The 18,156-nt window shown below is 58.5% G+C and carries 15 protein-coding genes; 7 read left to right on the top strand and 8 right to left on the bottom strand.

All coding sequences use genetic code 11. The features are described 5' to 3' along the window. Positions 1–188 precede the first annotated feature (188 nt). Positions 189–1,007, bottom strand: coding sequence for an alpha/beta fold hydrolase (locus AD669_RS15370; protein ID WP_053121245.1), 819 nt, complete (start codon positions 1,005–1,007; stop codon positions 189–191). A 208-nt stretch (positions 1,008–1,215) separates the two neighbouring features. Here AD669_RS15370 and AD669_RS15365 point away from each other — a divergent pair, with 208 nt between their 5' ends. Then, on the top strand, positions 1,216–1,746 hold the full coding sequence (locus AD669_RS15365; protein WP_256218865.1) for a hypothetical protein: 531 nt from the start codon (positions 1,216–1,218) through the stop codon (positions 1,744–1,746). Positions 1,747–1,789: 43 nt separating this feature from the next. Continuing rightward, positions 1,790–2,206 (top strand): hypothetical protein, encoded by a 417-nt coding sequence (locus AD669_RS15360; protein ID WP_156316165.1) that lies wholly within the window; start codon positions 1,790–1,792, stop codon positions 2,204–2,206. A 77-nt stretch (positions 2,207–2,283) separates the two neighbouring features. Here AD669_RS15360 and AD669_RS15355 read toward each other — a convergent pair whose 3' ends face one another. Continuing rightward, on the bottom strand, positions 2,284–3,327 hold the full coding sequence (locus AD669_RS15355) for an LLM class flavin-dependent oxidoreductase (protein WP_053121241.1): 1,044 nt from the start codon (positions 3,325–3,327) through the stop codon (positions 2,284–2,286). Between the two features lie 160 nt (positions 3,328–3,487). Then, on the bottom strand, positions 3,488–3,973 hold the full coding sequence (locus AD669_RS15350) for a flavin reductase family protein (RefSeq protein WP_053121239.1): 486 nt from the start codon (positions 3,971–3,973) through the stop codon (positions 3,488–3,490). Positions 3,974–4,297: 324 nt separating this feature from the next. Here AD669_RS15350 and AD669_RS15345 point away from each other — a divergent pair, with 324 nt between their 5' ends. Next, a complete protein-coding gene (locus AD669_RS15345) occupies positions 4,298–5,704 on the top strand; it encodes a cytosine permease (RefSeq protein WP_053121237.1) in 1,407 nt (468 codons plus the stop codon). 249 nt (positions 5,705–5,953) lie between these two features. Further along, complete coding sequence (locus AD669_RS15340; protein ID WP_053121234.1) at positions 5,954–7,054, top strand: polyamine ABC transporter substrate-binding protein; 1,101 nt, start codon at positions 5,954–5,956, stop codon at positions 7,052–7,054. Between the two features lie 103 nt (positions 7,055–7,157). Here the strand turns inward: AD669_RS15340 and AD669_RS15335 are convergent, their stop codons facing one another. After that, positions 7,158–8,135, bottom strand: coding sequence for a TerC family protein (locus AD669_RS15335; protein ID WP_053121232.1), 978 nt, complete (start codon positions 8,133–8,135; stop codon positions 7,158–7,160). A 196-nt stretch (positions 8,136–8,331) separates the two neighbouring features. On the opposite strand from AD669_RS15335, the gene AD669_RS15330 reads away from it, so the two are divergent. Next, entirely contained in the window at positions 8,332–9,276 is a 945-nt protein-coding gene (locus tag AD669_RS15330) for a Dyp-type peroxidase (RefSeq protein WP_053121229.1), read from the top strand. On the opposite strand, the gene AD669_RS15325 is transcribed toward AD669_RS15330, so the two are convergent. Further along, positions 9,277–10,065, bottom strand: coding sequence for a helix-turn-helix domain-containing protein (locus tag AD669_RS15325; protein ID WP_053121228.1), 789 nt, complete (start codon positions 10,063–10,065; stop codon positions 9,277–9,279). A gap of 84 nt (positions 10,066–10,149) precedes the next feature. Between AD669_RS15325 and AD669_RS15320 the strand changes: the two genes are divergently transcribed. Continuing rightward, entirely contained in the window at positions 10,150–11,148 is a 999-nt protein-coding gene (locus tag AD669_RS15320; RefSeq protein ID WP_053121226.1) for a bile acid:sodium symporter family protein, read from the top strand. A gap of 268 nt (positions 11,149–11,416) precedes the next feature. Here the strand turns inward: AD669_RS15320 and AD669_RS28795 are convergent, their stop codons facing one another. From AD669_RS28795 to AD669_RS15305, 3 genes are all read right to left on the bottom strand, one after another. Continuing rightward, the gene (locus AD669_RS28795) at positions 11,417–11,860 is read right to left on the bottom strand and encodes a hypothetical protein (protein WP_082341455.1); all 444 of its coding nucleotides are present in this window, start codon (positions 11,858–11,860) and stop codon (positions 11,417–11,419) included. A 702-nt stretch (positions 11,861–12,562) separates the two neighbouring features. After that, positions 12,563–13,735 (bottom strand): cystathionine gamma-synthase, encoded by a 1,173-nt coding sequence (locus tag AD669_RS15310; protein ID WP_053121221.1) that lies wholly within the window; start codon positions 13,733–13,735, stop codon positions 12,563–12,565. After that, positions 13,732–15,108 carry a pyridoxal-phosphate dependent enzyme gene (locus AD669_RS15305; RefSeq protein ID WP_053121219.1) on the bottom strand — a complete coding sequence of 459 codons (1,377 nt, stop codon included), beginning with the start codon at positions 15,106–15,108 and terminating at the stop codon, positions 13,732–13,734. Before AD669_RS15305 ends, AD669_RS15310 begins: the two co-directional genes overlap by 4 nt. Before the next feature lie 299 nt (positions 15,109–15,407). On the opposite strand from AD669_RS15305, the gene metE reads away from it, so the two are divergent. Continuing rightward, positions 15,408–17,696, top strand: coding sequence for a 5-methyltetrahydropteroyltriglutamate--homocysteine S-methyltransferase (gene metE, locus AD669_RS15300; protein ID WP_053121502.1), 2,289 nt, complete (start codon positions 15,408–15,410; stop codon positions 17,694–17,696). Positions 17,697–18,156 lie beyond the last annotated feature (460 nt).

The following is an 18,156-nucleotide window of genomic DNA, read 5'->3' as shown; positions in this document are numbered from 1 at the left end:
GAACCTGCAACTACACACAAAAATCTTCAACCAGAGTGCAATCCTTGTGGTGAGGGGATTTATCCCCGATGGGTCGCTAAGCGGCCCTTCTTTTGATTTCAAAAAAAGGGACTGCTGCGCAGTCCAACGGGGCGGTGCGACGTTTCGCTGAATCCCCTCGCCACAGGGTAATGGGAATCTTAGAGGGGTTATCGGTTGAGGAACGCCAGCAGGTCTTCATTCAATGCTTGCGCATGGGTCACCGCAAAACCATGCGGTGCACCGGCATACACCTTCAACTCAGCACCCTTGATCTGCGCAGCAGCCTGCTTACCCGTGGTTTCAAACGGCACAATCTGATCGCCGTCGCCATGAATCACCAGCGTTGGCACATCGATCTTGGCCATGTCCGGACGGAAGTCGGTTTCCGAGAACGCAGTGACGCAATCCACCGTGCCCTTGAGCGACGCCAGCAGAGCCACATTCAGGGTTTGTGTGAGCACGCCGTCAGAGACTTTCTGGCCCTGATTGGTGCCATAGAACGGCGCGGCAAAATCGGCGATGAACTGCGCACGATCCTTCAACAGGCCAGCCTTGATACCGTCGAATACCGACGTGTCGACGCCTTCCGGGAAATCAGGTTTCTTGCCGAACAACGGCGTCACCGCACCCAGCAACACAAGGCCAGCAACGCGCTCGCTGCCATGACGGGCGATGTAGCGGCTGACGTCACCACCGCCCATGGAGAAGCCCACCAGCGTCACTTCACGCAGATCCAGATGGTTGATCAATTGCGCGATGTCATCGGCGAAAGTGTCGTAGTCGTAACCTGTCCACGGCTGATCGGAGCGGCCGAAACCCCGGCGATCGAACGCGATGGTGCGGTAGCCGCGGCTGCTCAGGTATTCCATCTGGTATTCCCACATGTCGGCATCCAGCGGCCAGCCGTGGCTGAACAGCACGGGTTTGCCGCTGCCCCAGTCCTTGAAATAGATCTCGGTGCCGTCTTGGGTGGTGAATGTGCTCATGCAAACTCCTTGCGTCAGCGATGGTTTGGAAAGCCGAAATGGCAGCCCTCACTATCGGCGCAAAGCGTTGCTGCTACTTGTATGCAGGTGCTGGGTTGAAGGGTCGTCAAAGCCTGGCAGAGTTGTATGATGCAACCTTGAACCTGACGCTGGAGAACCTGGTCCGCTGTTGAACAGCCATCTGGATAGGGCGGTCTGAGCGCGGCCAGTGAAACGCATTGCAGAGGCTTTGATCTTGAGTGAGTTGAGTTATCCACGTCTGAAGGTATTTCTGGCGTTCCTTTTCTGCCCGCTGGTTCCGGGTTTCATCGCAGGGATAATCAAGACGATTGCGACCCTCGCCCATGTGGCCATGAACCCCCGATTGATCGGTGAGGTCGCTGGCGCGCAGTTGCTGCTGATGCCATTTCTCGCGCCGCTGCTGGCTCAAGCAATCTTTCTGCTGCCGTTTCTGATTTTTTCAGCGGTGATTGCACTCATGAAAATCAACCGCACGCAACGAAACTGCACAGTCATCGCTTTGTCGGGCGCTTGTCTGGCCACTTTATGGGTTGTGCCTTTTATATATGCGGTGCTTCATGATGCTAAAGGGGCGGATATCGCCGAGGAACTTATCGGTTTGGCGACGCTGTTTGCAACAGCCATCGCGTCCTGCTGGTTAACAGCACGCTTGTTTCTACCCGACCCCGCAGACCTTGATATCCTCCCGAAAATATGGGTGTTGAGTAGAACGCGTTAGCCGATTCGCTTGAGAAGTTGAGGTGGCATCGCAGCGAGTGGCTGTGAAGCTGGCTCGCTTTCTCGTCAAGGGCTGTTTAGTTGTGATCCGCCGTGGGGGAGAGGAATGTCTGATGGCGTTCGAGGAGTGTGGCGCAGGATTGGTTGCTTTTAAGGCTGGCCGCACTCAGGGCTTACAGTGTGTCGAGTGTGGCGCATCGGTGGTTACCACCCATTTTTCGCCCATGGAAATGGATGAGACCCAATATGAGGTGCACTGTCGCGGGGACTATCGAGATCAGGTGCATGTCAGAGCGGTAGCTGCAGCGAGCGGTGGCAACTTTTTAGAGGCAAGAACTTTGCTACAGAAGGATCTTCCTCTAGTGATGGTCGGTCGGGCTCAAGAGGTTTTAAAGGTTCGAAAGAGTCTTCTGGCTGTTGGAATGGCTTGCGAAATCCGCCCCGAATTTCCATGGCAATAAAGTTGTCAGGACTGTTAAAAAAAACGCCCCGAATCAATCGGGGCGTTTTCATTGGCCAGGCCTGATCAGCAGATCACTCAGCGAAACGCCGGCACCACGTGCTTGATAAACAGCTCCAGCGATTTCTTTTTCTCGGCATGCGGCAAGCTGTTGTCGCACCAGAAGCTGAACTCATCCACGCCCAGTTCCTGGTAGTACTTGATGCGCGGAATAATCTCTTCCGGCGTGCCGATCATTGCGGTTTTGTGCAGGCTTTCCAGTTCGAACTCAGGACGCCCGGCAAACTTCTCTTCCGGGCTTGGGTCGAGGAAGCCGTTGACCGGGGTTTGCTTGTTGCCGAACCACGCGTCGAAGGTGCGGTAGAAGCGCGAGATCGCTTTGGCGCCGACTTTCCAGCCGTCCGGATCGTCTGCGGTGTGTACGTGGGTATGACGCAACACCATCAATTGTGGGCGGGGTACGTCGGGGTTGTTGTCCAGTGCGGTCTGGAATTTGTTCTTCAGGTCGAGAACTTCTTCGTCGCCTTTCATCAATGGCGTGACCATCACGTTGCAGCCGTTGGCCACGGCGAAGTTGTGCGAATCCGGGTCGCGGGCGGCGATCCATATCGGCGGGTTCGGCTGCTGAATCGGCTTCGGCACGCTGGTCGAAGTGGGGAATTTCCAGATGTCGCCGTCGTGGGCGTAATCGCCTTTCCACAGGGCGCGCACCACCGGAACCATTTCACGCAAGGCCTGACCGCCGGAAGAGGCAGGCATGCCGCCGGCCATGCGATCGAATTCAACCTGATAGGCGCCACGGGCCAGCCCGACTTCCATGCGGCCATTGCTGATCACGTCGAGCAACGCGCATTCACCGGCCACCCGCAGCGGGTGCCAGAACGGCGCAATGATGGTGCCGGCGCCGAGGTGGATGGTTGTGGTTTTCGCCGCGAGGTAAGCCAGCAGCGGCATCGGGCTTGGCGAGATGGTGTATTCCATCGCGTGGTGTTCGCCGATCCACACGGTGCTGAAACCGCCGGCCTCGGCCATCAGGGTGAGTTCGGTCAGGTCTTCGAACAGTTGGCGGTGGCTGACGCTTTCGTCCCAGCGCTCCATGTGTACGAACAGGGAAAATTTCATCACGCTTCCTCGGATCTTTTGTTGTTGAGGCAAAAACTTGTAGGCCTTCGCCTGCTTACGCTGAACTCTGTAGGAGCTGCCGAAGGCTGCGATCTTTTGATCTGGTCTTTAAAGCAAAATCAAAAGATCGCAGCCTGCGGCAGCTCCTGCATTGATCTATTCAGGCCAGGACGGGCAGGGCGCCCATTTTGCCGTGGCAGTACACCAGCGGGCCGCTGTGCTGCTCGGGGACGATCAGGTTCTTCACGGCGCCGACCATGATGGCGTGGTCGCCGCCTTCGTATTCGCGCCACAGTTCACACTCGATGACAGCCGTCGCGTTGGCCAGAATCGGGTTACCCAGTTCGCTCAACGTCCACTCGATGCCGTGCGCCTTGTCCTTGCCTTTGCGGGCGAAAGCGTAGGCCTCGCTTTGCTGGCCGCCGGACAGAACATGAATCGCGAAGCGTTTGTTCTTGATCAGCACAGGGTAGGAGTCGGAGCTGTAGTTGGGGCAGAACAGCACCAGCGCAGGATCCATCGACAGCGAGCTGAAGGCGCTGGCGGTCAGGCCGACGATCTGCCCGTCATCATCCAGCGTGGTGATGACAGTGACGCCGGACGGAAACGAGCCCATGACTTGTTTGTAGATGGCTGCATCGATCATTGGACGGTCCTCGGGTGTTGTGACGCGATTTTTATGTATTTGTTGGTCTGATGGTATACCAGTAAATTTTCTTTGCAAGGGCTTTTAAGCTGAACCGATTAACGTGGTGCTTTCGTCGGAAACTCAACGTTTATTGGGCTTGCGGCTGGCCTGTGAACCGCGGTTTCAGGGAGGATGACGTATCAGTTAGCGCTGTGAACTACGGATCAGTCTTGTGAAAAGTTTGGAATACCATAATATGGTCTGCATCTGAGGGGCGGCCAGAGAGTCCCCCCGGTTTGGCTTCATACAAAGATAAGAACAGACAAACTCGAGTTCATTCCTATGCCCCAGATGTCCAGGCAAGATCCGTTGATCGAGAATCATACGGTCGACTACGTCCCACTCGCGGAACGCCACGGCAAGGCCCGCGACCTTTTCACCCTTTGGTTCAGCACCAACATTGCGCCACTGCCCATCGTCACCGGCGCCATGGTGGTTCAGGTGTTCCATCTCGATTTGCTCTGGGGCCTGCTGGCGATTGCGCTGGGGCACATGATTGGCGGCGTGGTAATTGCGCTGGCCTCGGCGCAAGGCCCGCGCATGGGCATTCCGCAGATGGTGCAGAGTCGCGGTCAGTTCGGGCGTTATGGCGCACTGTTGATCGTGTTTTTTGCGGCGATCATTTACATCGGCTTCTTCATTTCCAACATCGTGCTGGCGGGTAAATCCATCGTCGGCCTTGCGCCGTCGGTGCCGGTTCCGCTGAGCATTTTGATTGGTGCGCTGGCGGCCACGGCCATTGGCGTGATCGGCTACAACTTCATTCACACTTTGAACCGCATCGGCACCTGGGTGATGGGCAGCGCGCTGCTCGCCGGCTTCATCTACATCTTCGCCCATGACTTGCCGGCGGATTTCCTCACGCGCGGCAGCTTCAACCTGTCCGGTTGGCTGGCGACGGTATCGTTGGGGATCATCTGGCAGATCAGTTTCTCGCCGTACGTGTCCGACTATTCGCGTTATTTGCCGGCGGATATTGGCATCGCCAAGCCATTTTGGGCGACGTATCTGGGCGCGACGCTGGGCACAATTCTGTCGTTCAGCTTCGGCGCAGTGGCGGTGTTGGCGACTCCGGAAGGCACCGAGGCGATGGCGGCGGTCAAGCAGTCGACGGGCTGGCTGGGGCCGATTTTGATGGTGCTGTTTTTGCTCAATATCATCAGCCATAACGCCCTGAATCTGTATGGCGCGGTGCTGTCGATCATCACCTCGATCCAGACCTTCGCCAGCCAATGGACGCCGAGCATCAAGGTGCGCGTGGTGCTATCGAGTGTCGTGTTGGCGGGTTGCTGCGTGGTGGCGCTGGGTGCCTCGGCGGATTTCATCTCCGAGTTTATCGGGCTGATTCTGGCGCTGTTGCTGGTGCTGGTGCCGTGGGCGTCGATCAACCTGATCGACTTCTACCTGATCAAACGCGGCAACTACGACATCACCTCGATCTTCCGCGCTGACGGCGGGATTTACGGACGCTTCAATCTGCACGCGATCGTTGCGTACTTCATCGGCATCATTGTGCAACTGCCGTTCGCCAACACTTCGCTGTATGTCGGGCCGTACGCCAATCTGGTGGAGGGTGCGGATCTGTCGTGGCTGGTCGGGCTGGTGGTCACTGTGCCGCTGTATTACTGCCTGGCGACACGTGGTCAGGCGCAGCAGAGCAGGGTGGCAAAACTGAGCTATCGCTCCTAACCGATTTCTCTGGTGATGTCCCCTCACCACAATTGACTTGCGGGATGCTCACGCATCCCGGTGGTCATTCATATTGGCCACATCGATCCCCTTTTGGCCCATCCCCCACTGTGATCCGTCTACGCTGTCAGCAAGAATCAAAACCATAACGAAACGCTAGACCTTTTTACCCTCGGCTACCTTTAAAGCCGCTGCCGTGTACAGAACATAAAAACCATCGAACTCACGCCGCATTTTGGGGAAACAACCATGGTCACGATGAAACGCATTCTGGGTGCCGCCGTGTGTGGGCTGACGCTGCTGGCCAGCGCCGTCCAGGCCGAGCAACGCGAACTGCGGGTGTACAACTGGGCGGATTACATTCTGCCGTCCGTGCCCAAGGATTTCGCTGCAAAAAGCGGCATCAAAGTGATCTGGGACACCTTCGACACCAACGAATCCCTGGAAGCCAAACTGCTCACCGGCAACTCCGGTTACGACCTCGTCGTGCCGTCGAACCAGTTCCTCGAAACGCAGATCAAGGCCGGCGTGTTCCAGAAACTCGACAAGTCAAAACTACCGAACTGGAGCCATCAGGATCCGGAGCTGTTGAAACTGCTGGGCAAGAACGACCCCGGCAACCAGTACGGCGTGCCTTACATGGTCGGCACCGTGCTGATCGGCTTCAACCCGGCCAAGGTCAAAGCTGCACTGGGCGACAACGCGCCGGTGGACAGTTGGGATCTGGTGTTCAAACCGGAGAACATGGAAAAACTCAAATCCTGCGGCGTAGCGATGCTCGATTCGCCGACGGAAATTCTGCCGCTGGCCCTGCACTATTTGGGGCTCGACCCGAACAGCCAAAACCCTGCCGACTATGAAAAAGCCAAAGAGTTGATGCTCAAGGTTCGTCCGTACGTGACCTACTTCAACTCGGCCAAGTACATGACTGACATCGCCAATGGCGACATCTGCGTGGCCATCGGTTATTCGGGCAGCTTCTACCAGTTTGGCAACCGCGCCAAAGAGGCAAAAAACGGTGTCGTGGTCGACTGGCGCTTGCCGAAGGAAGGCGCGCCGATCTGGTTCGACACTTTCGCGATTCCGAAGAGCGCGAAGAACGTCGAAGAGGCCCACGAATTCCTCAACAACTTGCTCGATCCGAAAGTGATCGCGCCGATCAGTGACTTCCTCGGGTACCCGAATGCGAACAAGGATTCGATCCCGCTGATCAACAAAGAGATCACCGACAACCCGAACCTGACGCCGACCCCGGAGGCACTGAAAAACCTCTACGTCGTCCAGCCATTGCCGCAGAAACTCGAACGCGTGCGCACCCGCGTCTGGACCAGCATCAAGTCCGATAAATAGTCTCCGTCCAGACGAAATTCCCCTGTAGGAGCTGCCGCAGGCTGCGATCTTTTGATCTTGTTTTTAAAAATCAAAGTCAAAAGATCGCAGCCTGCGGCAGCTCCTATAGGGCTTCGGTTTGGTTTTGTTTTCGGGTGATGACCAGACTCAGCAACACCGAACCAAAAATCACCCCGCCCACCACCAGCAGCGACCACTCCACCGGCATGTGAAACCATGGCATCAGCACCATTTTTCCGCCGATAAACACCAGCACAATCGCCAGCCCGTACTTGAGCAAATGAAAGCGGTCAGCCATATCCGCCAGCAGGAAGTACAGCGCGCGTAGTCCCATGATCGCGAAGATGTTCGAGGTGAACACAATGAACGGGTCAGTCGTTACGGCGAAGATCGCCGGGATGCTGTCGACCGCGAACATCAAATCACTGGCCTCGATCAATACCAGCACCAGAAACATCGGCGTCGCCCAGCGCACACCGTTTTGCAGAACAAAAAAGCGTTCGCCATGAAAGCCACTGGTGATGCGCATATGACCGCGCACCCAGCGCAGCAAAGGGTTCTTGTCCAGATCCGGTTGCTGGTCAGCAAATACCAGCATCTTGATCCCGGTGATGATCAGGAACACGCCGAACGCGTACAGCAGCCATTCGAACTGCGACACCAGCCACACGCCGGCGAAAATCATCACCGCGCGCATCACAATCGCCCCGAGCACGCCGTACAGCAGCACGCGGCGTTGCAACTCCGGCGGCACCGCGAAGTAGGTGAAAATCATCACGAAGATGAACATGTTGTCGATCGACAGCGATTGCTCGATCAGATAACCGGTGAGAAATTCCAGGGTCTTCTGCCGGGCGATATCAGCGCCGAATTCGCCGTGCAAATACCACCACAACAGCGCGGCGAAACACAGAGCCAGCAAGCACCAGGCAATCACCCATGACAAGGCTTCGCGCACTGAGACGCGGTGCGCCTTGCGCCCGCCGAACACAAAGAGATCCAATGCGAGCATCGCCAGCACGAAGACGACGAAGGCGCCCCACATCCACGGTTCGCCGATATTGATATTGGTTGAAGGCATGTCACGCTCCCTGTCTTTTATTCGATTAGCGTCAGACGTGGCCATGCTAGCGACGAGTTTGCGCGAAAGAAAAATCGTTTATTTCTGCGGTAGAGTTCGATAAAAACGAAGTGTCGGGCCAACAAGGCAGTCCGACTCATCCTCGAATTTCGGGTCGCACCTTTGGTGTAACCCCTACAGGGCGGCACTTTCAGCCATGCAAACCGACATCCTCGAACCGCAAGCCGTGTGCAGCCCGATCACCCGCAGCGCGATTTTTATCGTCGCGACACTCAATGAAGGCGCCGACGCCGCCGCAACCGTGAAAGGCTGGTGCGGCGACGTCGCCGGGCTGGTGCGCTCGGTCGGCAAGCGTGTGCCGTCAGGCAATCTGACCTGCATCTGCGGCTTTTCCTCGAACGCCTGGGATCGTTTATTCGGCGGCCCGCGACCGGCGTCCCTGCACGCGTTCCGCGAATTTGGCGGGGAAGGGCGGCACGCGCCGTCAACTCCCGGCGATCTGCTGCTGCACATCCGCGCCGATCAGATGGATCTGTGTTTTGAACTGGCGACACAAATCATGGCCGCGCTGGGCGATGCCGTCACCGTGGTCGACGAGGTGCAGGGTTTCCGCTACTTCGACATGCGCAGCATCATCGGTTTTGTCGACGGCACGGAAAACCCGGTCGGGCGCAAAGCGGTGAATTTCACCATCGTCGGTGATGAAGATCCGGGCTTCAGTGGCGGCAGCTACGTGCTGGTGCAGAAATACCTGCACAACATGACTGCGTGGAATTCGCTGAGCGTTGAGGCGCAGGAGCGAGTGATCGGCCGCAAGAAACTCTCCGACATCGAACTGGACGACTCGGTCAAACCTTCCAATTCACACAGTGCACTGACGACGATCACTACCGCCGCGGGCGAGGAGGTGAAGATTCTGCGCGACAACATGCCGTTTGGCCGACCGGGAGCGGGGGAGTTTGGTACGTTCTTTATCGGCTATGCGCGTTCGCCAGAGCCGATGGAGCAGATGCTGGAAAATATGTTTGTCGGCAAGCCAGTCGGCAACTATGACAAGTTGCTGGATTTCAGCACTGCAGTTACCGGGAGCCTGTATTTCGTGCCGTCGGCTGATTTGCTGGAAGAGTTAGCGGATCGCTGATCAACGAAAGAACTCCCCCGGCGTTTCGCCAAATTGTTGCCGAAACGCCGCAATAAACGCTGACGTTGAATCGTAACCACAGGCCAGCGCCACATCGGTGACGCGTTCACCTTTCTCCAGCGGCGTCAGTGCCCCGAGCAGGCGCAGGCGTTGGCGCCAGGCGCGGAAGGTCAGGCCGGTGTCGCGCAAGAACAGGCGGGTGAGGGTCTTTTCGGTGATGCCAAATTTTTCGCTCCAGTGACTCAGGGTGGTCTGCTGCTCCGGGTGTTGCTCCAGGCTTTGGTAGATTTGTTTTAAGCGCGCGTCCTGCGGCAGCGGTAGCATCAGATCGATCTGCGGGGCGTCTGCCAGTTGATCTAGGATCACTTGGGCCATGCGCCCGTGCGGGCCGCTCTGGTCGTATTCCACCGGCACCTGACTGAACGCGCGGATCAGTTCGCGAAGCAAATCACTGACGCCGAGCACATGACAATGCTCAACCGCCCAGCCCGCCACACTGCAATCGATGTAGAGGCTGCGCATTTCCGTTTGCGGCGAACTGAATACCCGATGCGGCACACCGGCCGGAATCCACACCGCGCGCTCCGGTGGCGCGACAAAGCGGCCGGCGCTGGTCTGCACTTCGAGCACACCTTGAATCGCGTACGACAACTGCACCCACGGGTGACTATGGCGCCGGGTCAGTGCGCGATTGGGCAGTGATTCCGTGCGTCCATACAGCGGACGCGGCAGGCTGGGCAGCCCGGGAATGCTGCGGCGGATGCTTTTGTCATGTCCTTTAGGCGGCATCTCAAGGCTCTTCGGCGTTAGTCGGTAATTTGCAGTCACGTTAGAGTCGTCGGCACGCACTGGCAACCCCCGGATAAAAACACCATGACTCGCCCAAGATTTTTGCCCGATAACTTCACCCTGACGCTGATCGGCGTTGTGCTGCTCGCCAGTTTTCTGCCGGCCAGTGGCCAGGTCGCCGTCGGTTTTGGCTGGCTGACCAACATCGCCATCGCGCTGCTGTTTTTCCTGCATGGCGCCAAGCTTTCCCGCGAGTCGATCATCGCCGGCGCGGGTCACTGGCGTTTGCATCTGTTGGTGTTCGGCCTGACCTTCGTGTTGTTCCCGCTGTTGGGCCTGGCGCTGAAACCGCTGCTCTCACCGCTGATCGGCGACAAGCTGTACATGGGCATGTTGTACCTCTGCGCCTTGCCGGCCACGGTGCAGTCGGCGATTGCCTTCACCTCGCTGGCGCGGGGCAATATCCCGGCGGCGATCTGCAGCGCGGCGGCCTCGAGCCTGTTCGGCATTTTCCTCACGCCGTTGCTGGTGACGCTGTTGCTCAACGTCCACGGTGACGGCGGCTCGACGCTGGATGCGATCCTCAAGATCAGCGTGCAATTGCTCCTGCCGTTTATTGCCGGACAGATTGCCCGCCGCTGGATCGGCGCGTGGGTCGGCCGCAACAAGAGCTGGTTGAAATTCGTTGATCAGGGCTCGATTCTGCTGGTGGTGTACGGCGCGTTCAGCGAGGCGGTCAATGAAGGCATCTGGCATCAGATTCCGCTCATTGAGCTGTTGGGGCTGGTGGTGGTTTGCTGCATTTTGCTGGCGCTGGTGCTCGTGGCCTCGACGCTGTTGGGCAAGGCGTTTGGCTTCAATCAGGAAGACCGCATCACCATCCTGTTCTGCGGCTCGAAAAAGAGCCTGGCCACCGGCGTGCCGATGGCCCAGGTGTTGTTTGCCGGCAGCACGATTGGCGTGTTGATTTTGCCGCTGATGTTGTTCCATCAGATTCAGTTGATGGTCTGTGCGGTGTTGGCGCAGCGTTATGCGAAACGACCGGAGTCGGTGCCGGAGTTGATGGCACAGGTGGATCCGTAAGCTGACACCTCACGCCCGAACGCACGAATCCTTGTAGGAGCCGAGCCTGCTCGCTAAAGCGGTGTGTCTGCCACGATGGTTTTGAATGTGATGACGCCTTCGCGAGCAAGCCCGCTCCCACAGGGTTTTGTGTCGTATACAAAATCCCTGGCACACCACAAGTCATTGTAGGAGCTGAGCTTGCTCGCGAAAGCGGTGTGTCTGTCACGATGATTTTGAATGTGCCAACGCCTTCGCGAGCAAGCTCGGCTCCTACAGGATTGTTGTGTTACTGGGGGCTGTTGAACTGGTCGGAGTAGCTGCCAGTCATCAATGCCGACGCAACGCGATCAGAACCCACGCCAACGCGAGAATAGGCGAGACGGTTGGCGTTTAAGCGATCTGCGCCGTCGGATGCTACCGCATTCGCGCCGACATGATCAGAGCCGTCAGCAGCCACAGCACCCGCGCCGACATGATCTGCGCCGTCAGCAGCCACAGCACCCGCGCCGACATGATCGGAGCCGTCAGCAGCCACCGCACCCGCGCCGACGTGATCGGAGCCGTCAGCAGCCACAGCACCCGCGCCGACATGATCGGCGCCGTCTGCGGCCACCGCATTCGCGCCGACATGATCAGAACCGTCCGCAGCAACCGCACCCGCCCCAACATGATCCGACCCATCCGCCGCCACCGCTTGCGGCTGTCCGGCCCAGACTCCGGGCGCCCCCATCGTTGCCGCTACTGCGAATATAACGCCTGACAAAAGCTTGTGATTCATGATCTTCTCCACGACCCGTCAGCCACAACGCAGTTAAGCAATGCCTGCCATTCGATCACAGGCGTTCGGCTCACTGGCTTGGGTCTAGCTAATTGGCGATTGGCACGGGCGCACCATCGAGATGCACGGGTGTCGACGATTTGAACGGCTCCGCAAAGGCAACTGAACCAGTATAGATGGGCATTTGCCCGCCATTGGCCGGAAGGACGAAGGGTGAGGGGATAGTCGTTTCGCTTCCTTGCAGCCACGCGCAAAAAAGAAATCCGTCTAAAAACACTGAACCGGTTTGCGCAGGCTTTGCTAGGCTAAAACAGGTAGGCGAAGACGCAGACTGATGCGCAATCGGATAGCAAGGGGACGTGGGGCGCGTTCCGAAGGGTACACGGTTAGAAAGATCTCCGCGCTGAGATCCAGCCCTTATGCCGTGTGAAGCAGCTGAGACCGTTACTTTCACCCTGGTCCAGTACTGTGAGACTCCCGATAAACCTTGTAAGCCAGAGACCAGCACTGGCCGCCTACTCAATCACCAAAGCCCGCCCAGTGCGGGCTTTGTCTTTCTCCACAGGTCTCCCTTGTACCCCTGTGGCGAGGGGATTTATCCCCGTTGGGCTGCGAAGCAGCCCCCCTCGACAATTTCGAATCAAACCCCAAGACTTACATCCCAGCCAAAGCCTGCAACAAATCCCCCCGCAGATCCTCAACATCCTCAACCCCCACCGACAGCCGCACCAACCCGTCACCAATCCCGAGTTTAGCCCGCGTCTCAGCCGGAATCGTCGCATGCGTCATGATCGCCGGATGCTCGATCAAACTCTCCACACCGCCCAGACTTTCCGCCAACGCAAAGATCTTCACGTTCTCCAAAAACCGTCGCGCACCGGCCAGATCACTATTCAGATCAACAGAAATCATCCCGCCAAAACCACGCATCTGCCGCTTGGCCAACTCATGCTGTGGATGCGACGGCAGCCCCGGATAGTAGACACGTTTAACCTGCGGCTGCTGCTCCAGCCACTGCGCCAGCTCCAGCGCATTGCTGCAATGACGCTCCATGCGCAGCGCCAAAGTCTTCACTCCGCGCAAGGTCAGAAACGCATCGAAAGGCCCGGCAATCGCCCCGACGGCGTTTTGCAGAAAACCCAGTTTCTCCGCCAGTTCAGCGTTTTGCCCAACCACGGCAATCCCACCAATCACATCGGAGTGGCCGTTCAAATACTTGGTGGTCGAGTGCAGCACGATGTCGAAACCCAACTCCAGCGGCCGCTGGATATAGGGACTGGCGAAGGTGTTGTCGGCCACGCAAATGATCCCGCGTGCGCGGCAGATGCGTGCGATCGCAGCCAGATCCGACAGGCTCAGCAGCGGGTTGGTCGGCGTCTCGACCATGACCATGCGCGTGTCGTCCTGCAACGACGCTTCGAATGCCGACAAATCGGCCAGATCGACGAAGCTGAAACGATGCCCGGCGCTGCGCTGACGCACCTTGTCGAACAGACGGAACGTGCCGCCGTACAGATCGTTGCCGGAAACAATGTGCGAACCGGCATCGAGCAATTCCAGCACCGTCGAAATCGTCGCCAGCCCTGAAGCAAACGCAAACGCCTGCGTGCCACCTTCAAGATCCGCCACGCAACGCTCCAGCGCGAAGCGCGTCGGGTTGTGCGAGCGGCCGTAATCGAAACCTTTGTGCACGCCGGGGCTGTCTTGCAGGTAGGTGGAGTTGGCGTAGATCGGCGGCATCAGCGCGCCGGTGGTCGGATCCGGTTCCTGCCCGGCGTGGATCACCCGGGTCGCGAAGCCTTGGGATTTATCGTCGTGCTGACTCATGCGAGGGATCTCCGTAATTGGTTGAGCATGTCGACGCGGGTGATCAGGCCATGGAAGCCCGAAGCGTCAGCGATGATGGCGACGAGGCCACGGCTGAGCACGCTTTCCAGCTCGGCCAGATCGGCGTTCGGCGCGAGGGTTTGCAGTTTGTCGGTCATGGCGCTGGTCACCGGTTTGCGGAAGTGCGCGGCGTCTTCATGGACGCCGAGCAGAATGTCCGATTCGTCGATCACCCCGACCAATTGCTTGCCGTCGATCAACACCGGTAACTGCGAAACGTCGGCCAGGCGCATGCGCTGGAACGCGGTCAGCAGGGTGTCGTCGGGGCCGACGCTGATCACCCGGCCATCTTCAAAACGACGGGCAACCAGGTCGCGCAAGTCGCCATAACCTTTGCGTTTGAGCAGGCCCTGATCGGTCATCCATTGATCGTTGTAAACCTTCGACAGATAGCGCGTGCCGGTGTCGCAGACGAAACTGACTACGCGCTTCGGCTCGGTCTGTTCGCGGCAATAACGCAGCGCCGCGGCGAGGAGGGTGCCGGTGGAGGAGCCGCCGAGAATGCCCTCCGCCTTGAGTAATTGCCGAGCGTGATCGAAGCTTTCTTCGTCGCTGATCGAGTAGGCGTGGCGCACGCTGGAGAGGTCGGTGATCGACGGAATGAAGTCTTCGCCGATGCCTTCCACCGCCCATGAACCGGGCGTCGGCAGGCTGCCGTCGCGGCTGTATTGCGCCATGACCGAGCCGACCGGATCGGCCAAGACCATTTCCAGATCCGGTTGCACGCGTTTGAAAAAACGGGTCAAACCGGTCAGCGTGCCGGCCGAGCCAACGCCGACCACAATCGCGTCCAGATCATGTTCGGTCTGCGCCCAGATCTCCGGCGCGGTGCTGCATTCGTGGGCCAGCGGATTGGCGGGGTTGTTGAACTGGTCGGCGAAAAACGCGCCGGGAATGTCTTTCGCCAAGCGTGCGGCGACGTCCTGGTAATACTCGGGATGACCCTTGCCGACATCGGAGCGGGTGATGTGCACCTCGGCGCCCATGGCTTTCAAGTGCAGGACTTTCTCGGTGGACATTTTGTCCGGCACCACCAAAACCACCCGATAGCCTTTGGCGCGGCCGACCAGTGCCAGGCCCAGACCGGTGTTGCCGGCCGTCGCCTCGACGATGGTGCCACCCGGTTGCAGACGGCCATCGCGTTCGGCGGCGTCGATCATCGCCAGGCCGATGCGATCCTTGATCGAGCCGCCGGGGTTCTGTGATTCGAGTTTTAGAAACAGCGTGCACGGCCCGGTATCAAAGCGGGTCACTTGCACCAGCGGGGTGTTGCCGATCAGCCCAAGTACGGCAGGGCGGGATTCCTTTGACATGTCTTCACCTCGGTGTTGGTGATTGATCGCGTTCCATTCGCGCAGAAGATGCTCGCAAGCAACATAGGCCCGGTTGGCACCTCTCGCAACCCCGATCCCCGTAGGAGCTGCGGAACGCTGCGATCTTTTGATGTTGGTTTTTGAAGGGCAAGATCAAAGGATCGCAGCGTTCCGCAGCTCCTACAGGGTGGGAGGGATCATGAGGATTTTTTGTGATGATCAGGATTATATTGAGTTTGATTCACCTGCGACCGATGCCGACAATGCCCGCCATCAACAAGACATTGGAGTTGTTTGTTATGGCACTGGCCCATTCCCTTGGATTTCCGCGCATCGGTCGCGACCGCGAACTGAAAAAAGCGCAAGAGGCGTTCTGGAAAGGAGAACTGAACGAAGCGGGCCTGCGTGACGTCGGGCGCGAACTGCGCAAAGCCCATTGGGACTTGCAGAAGAACGCCGGCATCGAGCTGTTGCCGGTCGGCGATTTCGCCTGGTACGACCAGGTGCTAACGCACTCGCTGATGTTCGGTGTGATTCCGGAGCGCTTCCGTCCGCACGACGGCAAAGCCAGTCTGCACACCCTGTTCGGTATGGCGCGTGGCGTCAGCGACAGTTGCTGCGGCGGTGCTCACGCCCAGGAAATGACCAAGTGGTTCGACACCAACTACCACTATCTCGTCCCGGAATTCAGCGCGGATCAACAGTTCCAGTTGGGTTGGGAACAGTTGTTCGAAGAAGTCGAAGAAGCCCGCGCGCTGGGGCACAACGTCAAACCGGTGATCATCGGCCCGCTGACCTATCTGTGGCTGGGCAAGGCCAAAGGCGCTGAGTTCGACAAGCTCGATTTGCTCGATCGTTTGTTGCCGCTGTACGGCCAGATCTTCTCGCGCCTCGCTGCTCAGGGCGTGGAGTGGGTGCAGATTGATGAGCCGATTCTGGTGCTCGATCTGCCTCAGGAATGGAAGAACGCATTCGAGCGCGCCTACAACCAGATCCAGCGCGATCCGCTGAAGAAACTGTTGGCCACGTACTTTGGTGGCCTGGAAGAAAACCTTGGTCTGGCGGCGAATCTGCCCGTCGACGGTTTGCACATTGATCTGGTGCGTGCGCCGGAACAGTACCCGACGATTCTTGATCGTCTGCCGGCGTATAAAGTGTTGTCGCTGGGGGTGGTCAACGGCCGTAACGTCTGGCGCTGTGATCTGGAAAATGCCCTTGCGACGTTGCAGCATGCGCATGAGCGTCTGGGTGATCGCTTGTGGGTGGCGCCGTCCTGCTCGTTGCTGCACAGCCCGGTGGATCTGGGCCGTGAAGACAAGCTGGATGCCGAACTGAAAAGCTGGCTGGCCTTCGCCGTACAGAAGTGCGAGGAAGTGGCGGTTCTGGCCCAAGCGGTTAACGAGCCGGAAGCGCCGCGCGTGCTGCGCGCATTGACCCAGAGCCGTTCGGTGCAGGCTGCGCGTGCTGCATCGCCACGCATTCACAAACCGGCGGTTCAGGCGCGTGTGGCGGCGATCACTGCCAAGGACAGTCAGCGTCAATCGTTGTTTGCCCAGCGTATCGCCAAGCAGCGTGCCGGGCTCGATCTGCCGCTGTTTCCGACCACGACGATCGGTTCGTTCCCGCAAACCGCATCGATTCGTCTGGCTCGCCAGTCGTTCAAGCAAGGCAAGCTCAGCGAAGCGGAATACACCGAGGCGATGCACAGCGAAATCCGTCACGCGGTGGAGATTCAGGAGCGTTTGGGTCTTGATGTGTTGGTGCACGGTGAAGCCGAGCGCAATGACATGGTCGAGTACTTTGCCGAGCAACTCGACGGCTATGTGTTCACCCGGTTTGGCTGGGTGCAGAGCTACGGTTCGCGCTGCGTGAAACCGGCGGTGATTTTTGGTGATCTGAGCCGTCCGAAAGCCATGACCGTTGAATGGATTCGCTACGCCCAGGGCCTGACCCGCAAGGTTATGAAAGGCATGCTGACTGGCCCGGTGACCATGCTGATGTGGTCGTTCCCGCGTGAGGATGTCAGCCGTGAAGTGCAGGCGCGGCAACTGGCGCTGGCGATCCGTGATGAGGTGGTGGATCTGGAAGCCGCCGGCATCAAGATCGTGCAGATCGACGAAGCGGCGTTCCGTGAAGGTCTGCCGTTGCGTCAGGCGCAGTGGCAGCATTATCTGGACTGGGCGACGGAGGTGTTCCGTTTGTGCGCTTCGGGTGTGCGCGATGAAACGCAGATCCATACGCACATGTGCTACAGCGAATTCAACGACGTGATCGAGTCCATCGCGGCGATGGATGCCGACGTGATCACCATCGAAACTTCGCGCTCGGACATGGAATTGCTGGAGGCCTTCGAAGCTTTCGCCTACCCGAATGAAATCGGCCCGGGCGTCTACGACATCCACTCGCCACGGGTGCCGGATGCGTCGGAAATGGCCAATCTGTTGCGTAAAGCGGCCAAGCGTATCCCGGCGGAGCGCTTGTGGGTCAATCCTGACTGCGGCCTGAAAACCCGCGGCTGGCCAGAGACCGAAGCGGCGCTGGTGCACATGGTCACCGCTGCCCGGCAACTGCGCAAAGAACTGGCCTGATCACAAAACCTGTGGGAGCCGAGCTTGCTCGCGAAGGCGTCAGCACATTCAGCATCAGCTTTGAATGTACCGGCCTCTTCGCGAGCAAGCTCGGCTCCTACAGGGATTTGATGTTGATCACGGAACCGCGGATTAGCACAAATCCTTGTGGGAGTGAGCCTGCTCGCGAAGGCTGTGGGGTTCTTTCTGACCGAGTACATATCCATTCCTGGGGTAACGGCCGCTTTGGGTTCCGCCCTTACGGCGGGTCACCTTTTCCAAACGCCGAAAAGGTAACCCAAAAGGCTTTGCCCCAGCGTTCGGCCCGCTCGCTGGGGCTCGGGGTTCCTTCGCTCCGGAATTCATCCGGGCGCATCGCCTCCGGTTTGCTTCGCTGCACCTCCTCTCGATGCATTTGGCTGCGCCAAACGGTCGCTGCGCTCCCACCCCCGGATAAATCCCTCCACTCAGCCTGCCGATG

The organism is Pseudomonas sp. P1.31 (assembly GCF_001269815.1).
In the GTDB taxonomy this organism is placed as follows: domain Bacteria; phylum Pseudomonadota; class Gammaproteobacteria; order Pseudomonadales; family Pseudomonadaceae; genus Aquipseudomonas; species Aquipseudomonas rustica.
This window is presented reverse-complemented; position numbering and strand designations above follow the sequence as displayed.

Excerpts from the sequence above, each read along its gene's own strand:
- AD669_RS15370 (WP_053121245.1), bottom strand. The coding sequence starts at position 1,007 with ATGAGCACATTCACCACCCAAGACGGCACCGAGATCTATTTCAAGGAC.
- AD669_RS15355 (WP_053121241.1), bottom strand. The coding sequence starts at position 3,327 with ATGAAATTTTCCCTGTTCGTACACATGGAGCGCTGGGACGAAAGCGTC.
- AD669_RS15350 (WP_053121239.1), bottom strand. The coding sequence starts at position 3,973 with ATGATCGATGCAGCCATCTACAAACAAGTCATGGGCTCGTTTCCGTCC.
- AD669_RS15345 (WP_053121237.1), top strand. The coding sequence starts at position 4,298 with ATGCCCCAGATGTCCAGGCAAGATCCGTTGATCGAGAATCATACGGTC.
- AD669_RS15340 (WP_053121234.1), top strand. The coding sequence starts at position 5,954 with ATGGTCACGATGAAACGCATTCTGGGTGCCGCCGTGTGTGGGCTGACG.
- AD669_RS15335 (WP_053121232.1), bottom strand. The coding sequence starts at position 8,135 with ATGCCTTCAACCAATATCAATATCGGCGAACCGTGGATGTGGGGCGCC.
- AD669_RS15330 (WP_053121229.1), top strand. The coding sequence starts at position 8,332 with ATGCAAACCGACATCCTCGAACCGCAAGCCGTGTGCAGCCCGATCACC.
- AD669_RS15325 (WP_053121228.1), bottom strand. The coding sequence starts at position 10,065 with ATGCCGCCTAAAGGACATGACAAAAGCATCCGCCGCAGCATTCCCGGG.
- AD669_RS15320 (WP_053121226.1), top strand. The coding sequence starts at position 10,150 with ATGACTCGCCCAAGATTTTTGCCCGATAACTTCACCCTGACGCTGATC.
- AD669_RS28795 (WP_082341455.1), bottom strand. The coding sequence starts at position 11,860 with ATGGGGGCGCCCGGAGTCTGGGCCGGACAGCCGCAAGCGGTGGCGGCG.
- AD669_RS15310 (WP_053121221.1), bottom strand. The coding sequence starts at position 13,735 with ATGAGTCAGCACGACGATAAATCCCAAGGCTTCGCGACCCGGGTGATC.
- AD669_RS15305 (WP_053121219.1), bottom strand. The coding sequence starts at position 15,108 with ATGTCAAAGGAATCCCGCCCTGCCGTACTTGGGCTGATCGGCAACACC.
- metE (WP_053121502.1), top strand. The coding sequence starts at position 15,408 with ATGGCACTGGCCCATTCCCTTGGATTTCCGCGCATCGGTCGCGACCGC.